General features: G+C 41.2%; 11 protein-coding genes and 1 pseudogene. 3 read left to right on the forward strand and 9 right to left on the reverse strand.

Features of this window, described 5'->3' with window-relative positions:
- Window positions 1–4: 4 nt before the first annotated feature.
- On the reverse strand, window positions 5–916 hold the full coding sequence (locus tag AC3WTB_RS17820; RefSeq protein ID WP_492334051.1) for an NAD(P)/FAD-dependent oxidoreductase: 912 nt from the start codon (window positions 914–916) through the stop codon (window positions 5–7).
- Between the two features lie 64 nt (window positions 917–980).
- Window positions 981–1,418 carry an Rrf2 family transcriptional regulator gene (locus tag AC3WTB_RS17825; RefSeq protein WP_107164025.1) on the reverse strand — a complete coding sequence of 146 codons (438 nt, stop codon included), beginning with the start codon at window positions 1,416–1,418 and terminating at the stop codon, window positions 981–983.
- A gap of 184 nt (window positions 1,419–1,602) precedes the next feature.
- Between AC3WTB_RS17825 and AC3WTB_RS17830 the strand changes: the two genes are divergently transcribed.
- On the forward strand, window positions 1,603–1,974 hold the full coding sequence (locus AC3WTB_RS17830; RefSeq protein WP_039177014.1) for a hypothetical protein: 372 nt from the start codon (window positions 1,603–1,605) through the stop codon (window positions 1,972–1,974).
- Window positions 1,975–2,069: 95 nt separating this feature from the next.
- Here AC3WTB_RS17830 and AC3WTB_RS17835 read toward each other — a convergent pair whose 3' ends face one another.
- Together AC3WTB_RS17835 and AC3WTB_RS17840 are read right to left on the reverse strand one after the other, a co-directional pair.
- The gene (locus AC3WTB_RS17835) at window positions 2,070–3,395 is read right to left on the reverse strand and encodes a 6-phospho-alpha-glucosidase (protein WP_492334052.1); all 1,326 of its coding nucleotides are present in this window, start codon (window positions 3,393–3,395) and stop codon (window positions 2,070–2,072) included.
- A gap of 17 nt (window positions 3,396–3,412) precedes the next feature.
- Window positions 3,413–4,999 (reverse strand): alpha-glucoside-specific PTS transporter subunit IIBC, encoded by a 1,587-nt coding sequence (locus AC3WTB_RS17840; protein WP_064497693.1) that lies wholly within the window; start codon window positions 4,997–4,999, stop codon window positions 3,413–3,415.
- Window positions 5,000–5,147: 148 nt separating this feature from the next.
- Between AC3WTB_RS17840 and AC3WTB_RS17845 the strand changes: the two genes are divergently transcribed.
- A complete protein-coding gene (locus AC3WTB_RS17845) occupies window positions 5,148–5,912 on the forward strand; it encodes a MurR/RpiR family transcriptional regulator (protein ID WP_390275597.1) in 765 nt (254 codons plus the stop codon).
- Between the two features lie 135 nt (window positions 5,913–6,047).
- On the opposite strand, the pseudogene AC3WTB_RS17850 reads toward AC3WTB_RS17845, so the two are convergent.
- From AC3WTB_RS17850 to AC3WTB_RS17865, 4 genes and pseudogenes are all read right to left on the reverse strand, one after another.
- Window positions 6,048–6,497, reverse strand: a pseudogene (locus AC3WTB_RS17850) (SMI1/KNR4 family protein); the annotation flags it as partial.
- Window positions 6,498–6,606: 109 nt separating this feature from the next.
- The gene (locus AC3WTB_RS17855; protein ID WP_017366774.1) at window positions 6,607–7,581 is read right to left on the reverse strand and encodes a tRNA dihydrouridine synthase; all 975 of its coding nucleotides are present in this window, start codon (window positions 7,579–7,581) and stop codon (window positions 6,607–6,609) included.
- A 254-nt stretch (window positions 7,582–7,835) separates the two neighbouring features.
- Window positions 7,836–9,212 carry a 23S rRNA (uracil(1939)-C(5))-methyltransferase RlmD gene (gene rlmD, locus AC3WTB_RS17860; protein ID WP_492334053.1) on the reverse strand — a complete coding sequence of 459 codons (1,377 nt, stop codon included), beginning with the start codon at window positions 9,210–9,212 and terminating at the stop codon, window positions 7,836–7,838.
- Window positions 9,213–9,273: 61 nt separating this feature from the next.
- A complete protein-coding gene (locus AC3WTB_RS17865) occupies window positions 9,274–10,182 on the reverse strand; it encodes a diacylglycerol kinase (RefSeq protein WP_039177003.1) in 909 nt (302 codons plus the stop codon).
- 181 nt (window positions 10,183–10,363) lie between these two features.
- On the opposite strand from AC3WTB_RS17865, the gene AC3WTB_RS17870 reads away from it, so the two are divergent.
- Complete coding sequence (locus AC3WTB_RS17870; protein ID WP_212040349.1) at window positions 10,364–11,317, forward strand: nucleoside hydrolase; 954 nt, start codon at window positions 10,364–10,366, stop codon at window positions 11,315–11,317.
- Between the two features lie 31 nt (window positions 11,318–11,348).
- Here AC3WTB_RS17870 and AC3WTB_RS17875 read toward each other — a convergent pair whose 3' ends face one another.
- Window positions 11,349–14,558, reverse strand: coding sequence for an efflux RND transporter permease subunit (locus tag AC3WTB_RS17875; RefSeq protein WP_492334054.1), 3,210 nt, complete (start codon window positions 14,556–14,558; stop codon window positions 11,349–11,351).
- Window positions 14,559–14,595: the final 37 nt, after the last annotated feature.

A 14,595-nucleotide genomic window follows, 5' to 3' on the forward strand; every position in this document is an offset into this window, starting at 1 on the left:
CTTTTCATAGAGATGTTTTTTCCTGAAACTTTTCTTGCACAAGTTCATGAATGACGCCCATTCCTGCCTGACTTCCAGCTGCTGCTGCGAGAACTAACTGAGCAGGACCGCCTAAATTATCACCACATGCAAAGACACCACTGACGGTTGTACGTCCAAGAATATCTGTTTCAATCCCTGCATTCTTCGTCATTTGACAGCCAAGCTTTTCAGCAAATGGGGCTGACTGCTTGAATTCACTTGCGACAAAACCGCCTTCCCTTTTTACTGTCTCCCCATTTGCAAGCTGGAGAGAGCGCAGCTCACCATTGTCATGATCAATCGATACAATAGGCACATCAATGACTTGAATAGAATGCTCCGTCAGAAGTGACTTGTCCTCTTCAGCCAAACCGTGCCCATTCGTAAACACGATCAAATCCTTTGTCCAATTGGATAGAAGCTTAGCCATATGCAAGGCTCTCTGATTCTCCGCAATAAGGGCAAGCGCTTTATCCTTTAATTCCCATCCATCACAGAAAGGGCAGCTAAACAACGTTTTTCCATACACATCATGAATTCCTTCGATCTCTGGCAATATATCCTGAAGTCCAGTTGCCAAGATGATTTTTTTCGCTTCGAATGTATCCCCTTCGTGTGTCAGTAACGTAAAGAATTCCTCTCGCTTTTGTATATCATTAATTCTACTTCGTTTGATTTGGATATTAGGGTATTTTTGAAGATCTGCCTCTCCGGCTTGTCTGATCTCAAACGGTGTCATTCCATCGTTTGTAATAAATCCATGTGATTCCTGAGTCACTCGATTTCTTGGCAGCTCGTCATCAAATACAATGACCTGCTTTCTGCCCCGGCCCACAACAAGTGCTGCACTTAATCCGGCTGGCCCGCCTCCGATAATCGCACAATCTAATAACATATCAATCTCTCCTTTTTATTCAAGACTTTAAAGACTATTAATATCTATAATTAGTTCAAAAAAATCACATCTTGAAAAATGGATTTTTTTCTGTCTGCTCAATTTGGTTCGCAATATCAATTAACCGTTTTTGACTTAATGTCTCCTGCATTTTCGTTTCCACATCCTGCATGACTTGTTCAATCAAACAGCCATCATGAGGCATGAAGGAGTCATGCTCTAAAGAGCAGCGAAATAAATTCGTTTGTCCTTCTACAGCCTGAATGACATCTAAAAACGAAATGTCTTCCTTTCGTTTGATAAGGGTGTATCCTCCCTTTGCACCAGGTGTTGATTCAATCAATCCCGCCTTCACAAGCTTTGTTAAAATTTTGGATAAATAGGTTGGTGAAAGATCTTGCATCTTAGCAAGTGGCTCAACTCCAATCGCTTTACCCTTTGGCGCAAGAGTTAAAAACACCATCGTATGCAGCGCATAGTTGGTCGCTTTAGAATATTTCATAAGGAAGCTCCTTTCTATCTATTATAGACCTTTTATATCTGTAATTTATCATAGATGATTCAAGAGAAAAAAGCAAGTACTGTGGATCTGCTCCTCTTTTCATTCCACATTTCACATTTCCTTCCGATAATAGAAGTAAGCACGGAATAAAGTTTTGCTTGAAAACGAGAAGGAGTGAAGAAAAATGTCAGATCAACAGCACAATGCAGCACACGAAGAAGAAGAGGAATTTAACGTATACGACATGCTACCGCCCGCAGGTACAATCATCGGAGAAGCAACAGAAGAAGAAATGGAAGCCGCAGCAGCACTAGAAGTGAGACATGTCGCGTTCATGCGCCTTCAAGATATGTACATTCAATTTGACGGCTCGTCTTACAAAGATTTATTAAAAGACTTCCAAGAATTCGAATTGGATTCCACAAAATTCTGGAGAGCCATTGCTAGACGTCTTCAAATTCCATACGAATGGCCAATCCGAATCGACCACGCAAACGGCCCTATTTATATTGGTGAAACTGAGGATAGCCGTGAGGTTGAGGAGAGTGCGGAGTAAGGAATGACGGGCCCCTTTTGGTAAGGGTCTTTTCGTCTCCATCACAATAAATAAGCAATATGAGCGCTGTCACGCCCATATTGCTTATTCTCCTGTTATGTTAGCTCTGGCCAAAATGCTTGATTTGCCACAATTAAGTCGTCTAAAATATCTTTTGCTACTTTTGCACTCGGCACCGTTTTCGATAATGTGATGGCCTGCCATAGTTTTTGATAGGACCCTTCTTCAAATGCTTCTACTACTAATTTTTCTACGCCAACTTGCTGCTCCATGAGACTTTTTTGAAATATAGGAATGTCTCCAACTACTAATTTTTCTGGACCATTGCTGCCAACGATACAAGGAATTTCGACCATTGCTGTTGGGTCAAAGTTTCTAATGGCGCCATTGTTCTCTACAATCATCAGCATCCGTTCTTTTTTATTAAAAGCAATGGCTCTTGCCAAATCAACGATATAGGAAGCGTGCTCATCAATGGTCAGCTTTGTTTCCTTTGCAGTTCCTTTATCAATGATGGCCTGACACTCACTAAAAACAAAAGCTTCCCGTCCCTCCATGACTTCATTGGCACGTGTGAATTCTATATTGGAATGTGCTACTTCTTCATCTGGAAATAGATAGTATTTCAAATACGTATTAGGGACCGTTTTTGGATCAAGCGCTTGAATATCTTTGGCCTTTTTTAATGTGCTGTTCCAGCTCTTCTGCTGTTCTAGTTCAGAAGTTCCATCTGTTGCATAACCATGCTGACTTACATGCTTAATCACCTCAGGCATTAAGCTATTTCCTGATTTATCTCGAATATCTGTCCACCAGCCAAAGTGATTCAAACCATAGTAATCTACTTCTAGTTCTTTCCGTGAAGATAAGCCTAAATTTTTTGCAATTAATTCTTCGATGCCAATTGGCATATCACATATGTTTAAAATCTTAGAATTCGGTCTTAGCTTACGTGTTGCCTCTGCTACTATCGCTGCAGGGTTCGAATAGTTTAACATCCAAGCTTCAGGTGAGTATTTTTCCATATAATCGACAAGTTCTAATACACCTGGAATGGACCGCATTCCGTAAGCTATCCCGCCTGGACCGCATGTTTCCTGTCCGACGACTCCATGCTTCAATGGAATTTTCTCATCTAATTCACGCATTGCATATTTTCCGACACGAATATGTGCCATTACAAAATCGACTTGAGTAAACGCTTCTTCTGGATCCGTGCTTGCAAGTAATTGCACTTCTGGTGCTCGTTCTTTTAACATAATCTCACATGCATCTGCAATCGTCTTTTGTCTATTTTCATCATTATCATAGAGTTTAATTGTATGAATTGGGAACTCATCTAAATAGTCTAACAGCATCAAAATGATTCCCGGTGTAAATGTACTTCCGCCTCCAGCGATGGTAATATTAAATCTTTTCATGATATCCAGCTCCTTTTTCAATCTAATGAAAGTTTAGTCTCAAAGGACTCTCTTACTTGCGGTACACTTAAGCCAACAATGATTTGAATGCTTTGACCACTCTTAGCCATGCCGTGTGCCAGTTTATTCTCTGTAAAGTAGTCCCTATCTTTCACCAAGCTAGGGTCAATCACTGTAATACGCAGACGCGTGGCACAGTTTGTCACATCTTTAATGTTTTCTTTACCGCCAAGGCCTTCTAAGAAATAAACGGCTTTCTCTTCATACTCTGATGCATAAACGGGTGATTCCTTTTTGTCATGACCTTTTTTATGACTCTCATAATCTTGTTTTGTATATAGCCTCGTCTCCTCCTCATCTTTTCGTCCTGGTAATGGAATATCAAATTTCACAATCATCCATCTAAATATGACAAAATACAATGCAGTAAAGAGAAGCCCAATCATCGCTTGGATCAGATAAATCCCTCCATGATTTGAGGAGAGCGGAATCCAGTTCAATGCAGCTATTTCAATCAGCCCGGAACCCATCATTCCGACAACACCAAACATATTCATGATTGTCACCATGGTCGCTCCAAGAAGTGCATGTATCACAAATAAATAAGGCGCGAGAAATAGAAACGTAAATTCAAGCGGTTCTGTAATTCCCGCAAATATGGCTGTCAATGTGGCGGGTAATACCAAAGCCAAAACCTTTTTTCTATTTTCCTTCGGTGTAGAAAAATACATGGCTAGAGCTATCCCTAAACAGCCGAACATCTTAATGTTCCCATGTAATAAAAATCCGTATGGATAAAGATCCTTCAAATCGGAAGTTGAGGACGCAAATTCATTTAAGTGAGCAATCCAATATGGTTTTAACCCTCCATTTACAGCCGCTGGACCAAACTCAAAAGGTGTATAAATAAAATGGTGAAGTCCTGTTGGAATTAACACCCTTTCCAAGAAATGAAACAGCCAGACACCAATATAACCAGACTGTGCCATGAACCCTTGGAGAGATTGAATCCCCTGCTGAACATAGGGCCATACAAAAGCAACGATAAAAGCAATAGGAATCATCACAAAGAATCCGATGATGACAACAAATACAAGCCCCTGGAAAATCCCAAGCATTTCAGGCAGCTTTTGATCATAAAAACGATTATGGATCCAAATGACAATTCCAGATATCATCACCGCACCAATGATACTTGTATCCAGCGTAGGTATACCCGCAATTTCTTTTACTCCCGCTACATTCTCAACACCTTGCGATAAATCAACACCAAAAGTAGACGGCCAAAGTGTCAAAATAGCATGAATATAATTGTTAAATACGAGATAAATCATCAAAGCTGCGAGCGTCGCACGGGCTTGCGCTTTTTTTGCAAGTGAGATGGGCAATCCAATCACAAAGGCTAATTCCATATGATTGAAAATCGTCCATCCTCCGCTTTCAATCAGTGTCCAAACCTTATACCACATCGTACCTTCTGCAGCCATTTCCCCCATAATCGCTGGATTCTTACATAAAGTCGCGAGGCCGACAACAATACCAAAAAACGCGAATAAAAGTACAGGAACTACCATAGCACTGCCAAACCGCTTGATTGCATTCATAAGCATTACCCCTTTGCTTGATCCATAACACCACTGTAAAGGTAGCGCTTACAAAAACCAATAGGTTTGACGTATTTAGAAATCAAGTTGTAACATTAGATTATATTTTCACAGGAAGAAAATATTTTCATGTTGGAGGGCACATCGCATGATACTGGACAAGCTGGTTAATGAATACTTCGAAGATTTAAATAAGAATGACCTGCACATTATTAAAACGATCCATGATCATCTTGAAGAAATGAAGACAATGAAAATTCAGGACCTTGCCCGTTATGCTCATACTTCCATTTCATCCATCCATCGGCTTGCCAAGAAAATAGGGTTCGACGGCTACAGTGACTTAAAGTCTTATGTGAAATTAAATGCTTTCACTCAAGAGACAACACAAGATTTAATGCAGCTGCTCGATCAAGATATCCGGCAGACAAGAAAATATATGGAGCAGCTGGACTTTCATCAATTAAATCAACTGATAGATCGCGCACCGTATATTTATATTTATGGTACAGGAACTGCACAGCTCGATTTGGCCAATGATGTACAGCGGCAGCTATGGTCACTGCATAAAAAATCTCAAGTATTACGAAGCAAGCGGGACTTAACAGATGGAATCATTGAATTTGGTGAGGATGACCTTTTATTTATCATTTCTTTATCGGGTGAATCGAAGAATTTAGATGAAATCATTCAATTGGTGAAAACGAGACATATCAAATTTATCAGCATGACCACATTAAGGAATAACCTCCTTGCACAAAATGCCATGTTTAACATCTATGTAAGCAGCACCCCGTTTCACTTATATAACAAAGTGGACAACTCCAGCTTTCTGCCATTTTACATTGTGGCAGATATTATCGTCAGAAAATTTAGTGAGTGGAAAGTGAACCAATTGAATAATAGGACTTAAACATAACAGGTACAGTTTTGGAGAGAGATTCAATGTTGCTTCGCAAAAAAAAGAGAGACTCTTTTGTCTCTCTCAAAAAACACTGTATAACAGCGGATGTAATGAAATATATCTACTTGCGGCCGCCTTTTCCTATTCAGCAGTATAATGCCCAGCAAGCAGTTCATCAAACGAATCCGCTAATTTGAAATCCGTCTCATATTCTAGATCAAAGTAATGAACCGGCGGATGTTCCTTTGTTTCTCTGTAATCCAATGCAATCCACGTATGACCATCCCCACAAATGAGCACAAGTCCCTCAGGCAATTCCCATTCTTCTATTAAATAATCACTATCCATAATGCCTTCATTTTTGGCAATTCCTCTTAAATGATCAAATGACACATGATCCTCTGCCCATCCATTCGGCTGATCCGTGGGAAAAGCGTTATGCAGGGTATACCCGCCATTTTGTTCGAGAATCAGTTTTTTATATGTATCCGGCAAGATGACGCCTAGCTTCTTTTCCGCTTTTGCAATGCCTTTCTCATTGATTTTCTTAAATGTTTCTTCGCTTTCACTGTCTTTATCCCAAAATGGTTTCAAATGAAATACCTCCAATTGTTATTTCTATCTCATTTTACCATTTAAGAGAACTAGTTTAATAGTCCTATTTAATAAAAAAAGAGAAGGGTTCGCCCCCTCCTCTTGTTGGTCATGATTGTTCTTGATTTCTCGCTTCAAATTCATCCAGCATGGCACGCACTTCATCTGTTGATGATGTATTCATTAATTGATTTCTTAAGAAACTCGCTCCTCTGAATCCTTTTACATAAATCTTAAAGAAACGGTGCAGTGCCTTGAATGGACGCAAGCCTAGTGATGAGTATTGATCATGGAGATCAAGATGTAACCTTAACAGACCGAGCAGTTCATCACTTGTATGCTCCTTCGGCTCTTTTTCAAAAGCAAATGGGTTATGGAAAATCCCGCGCCCAATCATCACTCCGTCCACTCCATACTGTTCAGCGAGCTTTAAGCCTGTTTGACGATCAGGAATATCACCATTGATTGTCAAAAGAGTATCAGGGGCTACTTCATCACGAAGTTTTTTAATCTCAGGAATGAGCTCCCAATGCGCATCCACCTGGCTCATTTCCTTTCTTGTGCGAAGGTGGATCGATAAATTCACAATATCTTGCTCCAAAATGTGTCGAAGCCACCCGCGCCATTCATCGACCTCAGTAAAACCAAGTCTTGTTTTCACGCTGACAGGTAATCCCCCAGCTTTTGCTGCTTGAATCAGCTCTGCAGCAACATCTGGACGAAGAATTAAGCCGCTGCCCTTCCCGTTTTGCGTGACATTTGGAACAGGACAGCCCATATTAATATCAAGCCCCTGAAATCCTAATTCCGCCATTCCAATACTCATTTGTCTAAAGTTCTCAGGCTTGTCTCCCCAAATATGAGCAACAATCGGCTGCTCATCCTCTGTAAACGTTAAACGCCCCTTCACACTTTGAATACCATCAGGGTGGCAATAACTCTCACTATTCGTAAACTCTGTAAAAAACACATCCGGTCTCGCCGCCTCACTCACAACATGACGAAACACAACATCTGTCACTTCTTCCATTGGTGCTAATATAAAAAATGGCCGCGGTAAATCACGCCAGAAATTTTTACTCATCTTTCATCCAATTCCTCTCATGACATAGCGCCTAAAGGGCATGTCCTTCTATAAAGTCTTTCAGCAATTTTTATCATTATATACTTTAATATGAACCGGGCAAAATTGCAAAAAAGGTCATTTGGTAATGAATTGTGGGGGGAAAATATTGATTCCACTTCCAAATATCATTTTTTAGTGCCGATTGAACATACAAAAATAAAAACACCCCAATATCGATGTTTTTCACGAAATCGGGATGTCTCAATACATTACTAATTAATCACAAGACTTGCTACACATTCCACATGTGAGGTATGCGGAAACATATCCACAGGCTGCACTTCCTCCGTCACATACCCGCCATCTTCAAGAATGCGCAAATCACGAGCAAGCGTCCCTGGGTTACAGGAGACGTAAACAACACGGTTTGGTTTCATTTTTAAAATCGTGTCAAGCAGTGCTTCGTCGCAGCCTTTTCTTGGCGGATCGACGACGAGGGTGTCTGCTTTGATGCCTTCTTTGTACCAGTTTGGGATGACGGTTTCTGCTTCGCCGACTGCGAATTCGACGTTATTGATTCCGTTTAAGGCAGCATTGCGTTTTGCATCTTCAATTGCTTCTGGAACAATTTCAACCCCATATACTCTGCCTGCTTTTTGTGCGAGAAATAAGGAAATCGTACCGATTCCGCAGTAGGCATCGATAACAGTTTCTTCGCCTTGCAGCTCGGCATATTCAAGCGCTTTGTCATAAAGCACCTTTGTTTGGGCTGGGTTCACTTGATAAAACGAGCGGGCTGAAATGGCAAATTTGATGTCGCCAATCGTGTCATAAATGTATTCTTCGCCCCATAAAATGGTTGTTTCGTCTCCGAAAATGACATTTGTTTTCTTTGAATTCACGTTTTGTACAATTGACCGAACGTGTGGGAAGCGTGCTATAATCTGCTCAATCACCTGCTGCTTTTGCGGAAAGTCAGCCGTTCTAGTAACAAACACAACCATCATTTCACCTGTTGCAATACCGTAGCGAACCATCACATGACGCAGCCAGCCTTTGTGCCGCTCTTCGTTATATGCTTTGATGCCAAACGCATTGCATATGTCTTTTACTGCCTGTACCACTTCGTCGTTTTCTGACTGCTGAATCAAACATTTTTCCATATCAATGATTTCATGGGTACGCTGTTGATAAAATCCTGCAACAAGTCCGCCTTCGCGTTCGCCAACTGGCACTTGCGCTTTGTTTCGGTAATTCCAAGGGTCTTCCATGCCGAGTACAGGATGAACTTTTACACGGCTCATATCAAGCTTGCCGATCCGCTCTAAAACGTCCTTTACTTGTTTTTGTTTAAATAGCAGCTGGCCTTCATAGCTCATATGCTGAATTTGACAGCCGCCGCACTGCTTGTAAATGGGACATGGCGCATCTTGCCTGTGCTGACTTTCCTTTGTCAGCTCCATGAGTCGTCCAAAAGCAAATCCTTTTTTGACTCGTGTGACTTTGATTTGCCCTTGTTCATCAGGAAGGGCATTTGGTACAAAGACAGGGAATCCTTCAATTTTTGCTACACCTGCACCTTCATGCGTTAAGTCTTCGAAGGTTACATTGTAGTATTCATTCTTTTGAACAGGCGGTTTCATTTTCACCAATTTTATCACCTCATTTGCAAAGAAAAACTTGGCCGCCATAAGGAACCAAGTTCAGTCTTCACCCTATTTTTTCAGCTGTTTCTTTTGGCACAATAAATTCAATATGGCGATACAGGTTTTCAAATTCACCTGGCAGCATGCCGCCGTATTCACCATCTAAATTCAATTGCATTTTATCTTTTACATCTACCTTTACGCGATTCGCTTTTGCGTAGATGACATTGTTATCATGAATATGCTCGCCTCTGAGAGCAAGGCTGACTACTCGAATGGCTTCTGCTAGATTGACCTTCTTTAGAATAATCAGGTCAAACATCCCATCATCTAAAATGGAATCTGGCGCTAGTTTTTCAAAGCCGCCTACTGAGTTTGTGAGTGAAACAAGGAACAGCATGATTTCTCCATGAAACAATTTGCCGTCATATTCAATTTCGACTTCTGTCGGGCGGATAGATGGAAGCATCTCCATACCTTTCAAATAATAAGCAAGCTGTCCAAGCATGGTCTTCAGCTTACTAGGCACCTCATAGGTGAGCTCTGTTAACCGGCCGCCGCCAGCAATATTAATAAAATAATGGCCATTGACTTTACCGATATCAAGCGGCTTCGCTACACCCTCAATAATGGCATCTGTCGCTTTTAAAACACCTTCTCGTGGAATTCCAAGTGCTCTTGCGAAATCATTTGTCGTTCCAACTGGAATAATTCCGAGTTTTGGTCTTTTTTCAAGCGGTGCTAGTCCGTTGACGACTTCATTGATCGTGCCGTCTCCACCTGCTGCTACAATTAAATCAAAATCTCTCTGTGCGGCCTTTTCTGCTGCTTGTGTGGCATCTCCTGCACATGTCGTCGCATGACAAGAAGTTTCATAGCCAGCTTGTTCAAATTTTTGCAAAACCTGCGGTAAATTCTTCTTGAAGAGTTCACGCCCAGATGTCGGATTGTATATAATTCGAGCACGTTTCATTCATCATCATCCTATATTCATTATGCAATCTATTTTCACCACTAACAACCTTTAATTATACTATGAGATTTGAAAATGGCAACAAAACAACTACCTAATATGTAAAATCTCCAAGTACATTTCCCTCAGTAAGAAAGCATTCTGATAAGATAAAAGAAAACGCTGTAAAGGATGATATGCGATGAAAAAGCCTGTCTATTTTAATCATGACGGCGGTGTTGATGACCTCGTCTCTTTATTTCTTCTCCTTCAAATGGAACATCTGAAAGTCATCGGAATGTCTGTGATTCCTGCTGATTGTTATTTAGAGCCTGCGCTCAGTGCATCTCAAAAAATCATTGATCGATTCAGCCCTTATGAAATTGAAGTCGCTGCTTCAACTTCTAGAGGCGTCAATCCATTTCCGAAGGAGTGGCGTATGCATGCTTTCTATGTAGATGCTCTGCCAATTTTAAATGAAAAAGGCAATGTTGATACAAAGGTGTCCAAGCTGCCAGCACACCTTCATCTGATTGAAACAGTTAAGAAGGCAAAAGAACCTGTCACCCTGCTCTTTACTGGTCCGCTCACAGATCTTGCACGAGCTTTAGAAGAAGATCCTTCAATCTCTAACAAAATTGAGAAATTGGTGTGGATGGGTGGCACGTTCCTTGAAAAAGGCAATGTTGAAGAACCCGAGCATGACGGGACAGCAGAATGGAATGCATTTTGGGATCCTTATGCTGTAAGCACTGTCTTTCAGGAACCGTTTCCTATTGAAATGGTCGCACTTGAAAGTACAAATCAAGTCCCGCTTACACTTGATGTACGTCAGCGCTGGGCTTCTCTTCGTTCTCATATTGGAATAGATTTTATCGGTCAGTGCTACGCCTTTTGTCCGCCGCTCATTCATCATGAAACCAATTCGACGTATTACTTATGGGATGTGCTGACGACCATTACTCTTGCTTCTACATCATTTACCCGTTCAAAAGAAGTGAATGCGATCGTTTATACCGAGACACCAAAGCAAGGACGGACAGAAGAGCATCCAGATGGAAAATCAATTCAAGTGATTGACCATGTCGATCGTGATGCCTTTTTCCACGCATTTGAAGAACTTATGAGAAAAGCTGTTTGCCAGATTTCAAAATAAAAAAAGCCCCGCCAATGAGCGGGGCTTCCTCTTATTCTTCTTCTGCGTACTTTTTCTTACGTTTAAACTTGCTTAACATTTCATACACGATTGGAACGATGACCAATGTGAGAAGTGTAGAACTTGTTAAACCGCCAATTACGGTAACACCAAGTCCTTTTGATACGATCTGGCTTCCGCCTTCAAATCCTAATGCGAGTGGCAGCAGTGCACCAATCGTTGCAAGTGCCGTCATTAAGATTGGACGTAATCTTGTTGTACCTGCTTCAAGTAACGCTTCTCTTGTTGAGAGACCTTCTTGTTCTTTATGAATCACGCGGTCAATCAAGACAATGGCATTTGTTACAACGATACCGATCAGCATGAGCAATCCAATCATGGCATTTAAGCTGATGGTTTCTTTTGCTATAAACAATCCAGCGAGAGCGCCAATAACCGTAAATGGAAGTGAGAAGAGAATTGCAAATGGTGCAAGACCTCCGCCAAATGTGATGACGAGAACGAGATACACAATGGCAATCGCTGCAAGCATTGCAAGGCCAAGCTGTGTAAAGGATTCTTGGATATCCGCACTTACGCCGCCTGTGTCAATCGTTACGCCAGATTTCAGATCAAGCTTGTCAACTTTCTTCTGAACATCTTGTGTCACACTTGAGACGTCGTCTGTTGTCATGTCACCAGACACTTCTGCGTAGATTTTTCCATCACGTTTTGTCACCGTATTTGCTGTCGTCCCATCTTTTACTTTGACGACATCACCAATTCGGACTTCTTGCCCTGTTGGTGTGGTGATCTTTTTATTTTCTAAATCTTTTTTGCTCTTATATTCATCTTTTTCCGTTTGAAGCTTCACATCAAGTTCTTTGCCGTCCTCTGTGACTTTTGTCAGTGTTGTTTCACTATTTTGAGGTGCAATCGCTTGAGCGATTTGTGAAGCAGTTAGACCTAGTTTCGCCAGTTTTTCTTGATCTGCATTAAACGTATATTCGTCGTATTTCTCAGATAAGCTTGTGCTGACATTTTTCAGGTTTTTCTCATCTTTTAAAATGTTCTCAACATCTTTTACTGTGCCTTCAATATCGCTTGCTTTGTCACCGTACACATAGTACGTCACAGTATTGCTGGCGCCAGCAGATGAGAAGTCTTGTGATTTCCATTCCCCTTTAGACGCTTTGTCTTGCAGGGCTTTGACTACACGATCTTTTTCTTTATCAAAATTCGGTGTGTCCTCGTCATATTGTACGAAGAATAATGCACCGTTAGAGTTACCGCCAACACTTGCTGTCATGGCATTTGAAGAGCCAAGTGAATACTGAACTGTATTGACATGGTCACGTTTCATCAAATATTCTTCAGCTTTTTTCGTTTCATCAATTGCTTGCTCTCTCGTTTGTCCAGGTTCAGGTGTATATGTCACCATGGCCGTTTTCTCTGCTTCCTGTGGTAAGAAGCTGACACCGACAAGTGGTGCTAAGAATAAGCTTCCGACAAGCATAAGAATGGCAATTCCTGATGTGATCCATTTATGGTTGAGTGTCCAATTAAGTACACGTCTATAACCGCCAGCAAGCTTGCTTGGTTTATGTTCTTTTACCTTTTTCGCTGTGCCGTACAGGTTCTTTTTAAATAGAGTGTGTGCCATCATTGGAACAATTGTAATGGCGACAAGCAGTGAAGCAAGTAACGCAAACACAATGGTTAAAGCAAATGGGATGAATAGTTCACCAATCATTCCACCTACTAATGCTAACGGTAAGAATACCGCAATTGTCACAATCGTTGAAGACATGATTGGGATAAACATTTCTTTGGTGGCTTCTCTGACGAGTGCCTTGCCTTTTAACGGTTCATCCTTTAACGCCATTCGTCGATAGATATTTTCTATGACCACTATCGAGTCATCGACAACACGCCCGATGGCAACGGTCATAGCACCAAGTGTCATGATATTTAACGTGATATCTAGCTGATTTAATAGTAAGACAGCAATCAACAGAGATAACGGAATGGAGATGACCGAGATTAATGTTGATTTGATATCTCGCAGGAACAAGAGAATAATAATGATCGCAAAGATTGCTCCGATGATCGCCTTGTTCAGCATTGTGCTGACAGACTCTTTAATCGGCTCTGCTTGATCATATGTGGTGCTTACTTTGATTCCTTTGTTATCTTTTTTGAATTTCTCAAGCTCTTTTGTCACTTCTTCTGCAACACTCACTGTGTTGGCATCAGAGCCTTTGACAATTTGCAGACCGATACTGTCTTTCCCATTCGTTCTAGAGATCGATTCTGCCTCTTTGACGACTTTAATATCTGCAATCTCAGACAGCTTGATCGTTGGCAGCTCTACAGATTGACTGCTTGCTGCACCTGTTTGCTGCTGTGCTGCTGCTTGCTGCTGACTTGCACTTCCCGCCTGCTGCTCGGCACCTTGCGCACCTGCGCTGCTAGATGGTGCTCCCGCTCCAGCGCTTCCCGCACCGCCGCCTGCACTTGGTGTAACAGGGATTCGCATGTTTTTCAAATCTTTGACGCTTAAAATATTGCCGTCCACGACAACTGATTTTTGTTTGTTGCCAAATGTGTATAGACCTAATGGTACATTCACATCAGAGCCTTTGATCATGTTTTGGACGGTTTCTTCATCTAAACCGTATTCCTTTAGTTTCTTTTCTTTAAACGAAAATTCTACTTCTTTGATTTGCTGTCCTGAAGCTTCCACAGAAGAGACGCCGTCTAACCCTTGAAGTGAAGGAACGAGGTCATTTTCTACTTTTTGTGTAAGGTCTTGTAATGATTCTTTATCACCTGAGACACTAAGGGCTAGGATTGGAATCGCATTAATACTAAAGCGTGCGATTTTAGGTTTTTCTGCATTTTCAGGGAAATCGATATTGCTAATCGCATCTTCAATTTCCTTTTTTGCTTCATCCATGTCTTTGCTGTAATCGTACTCGATTTGAATGGATGATGCATTTTCAAAAGAATTAGAAGTGACCACGTTGACCCCATTGAGGTTTTGAATCGACTTTTCAATTGGATCTGTCACCTTATCTGATACTTCGTCCGGCGTTGCGCCAGGGTACGTTGTAGAAACCGTAATGACTGGAGTGTTGATATTCGGGATTGATTCTTGTTTCATATTCAATCCGGCATATAGACCAGCAACTGTTACGATAATCGTCATGAGCCATACAGCGAACTTATTCTTTAATACAAAATTGATGATCGAATTCATTATATCCTCCATTTTCCTTTATGTATTGACTGACTGG

This window comes from Bacillus sp. EB106-04-04-XG123 (assembly GCF_058791855.1).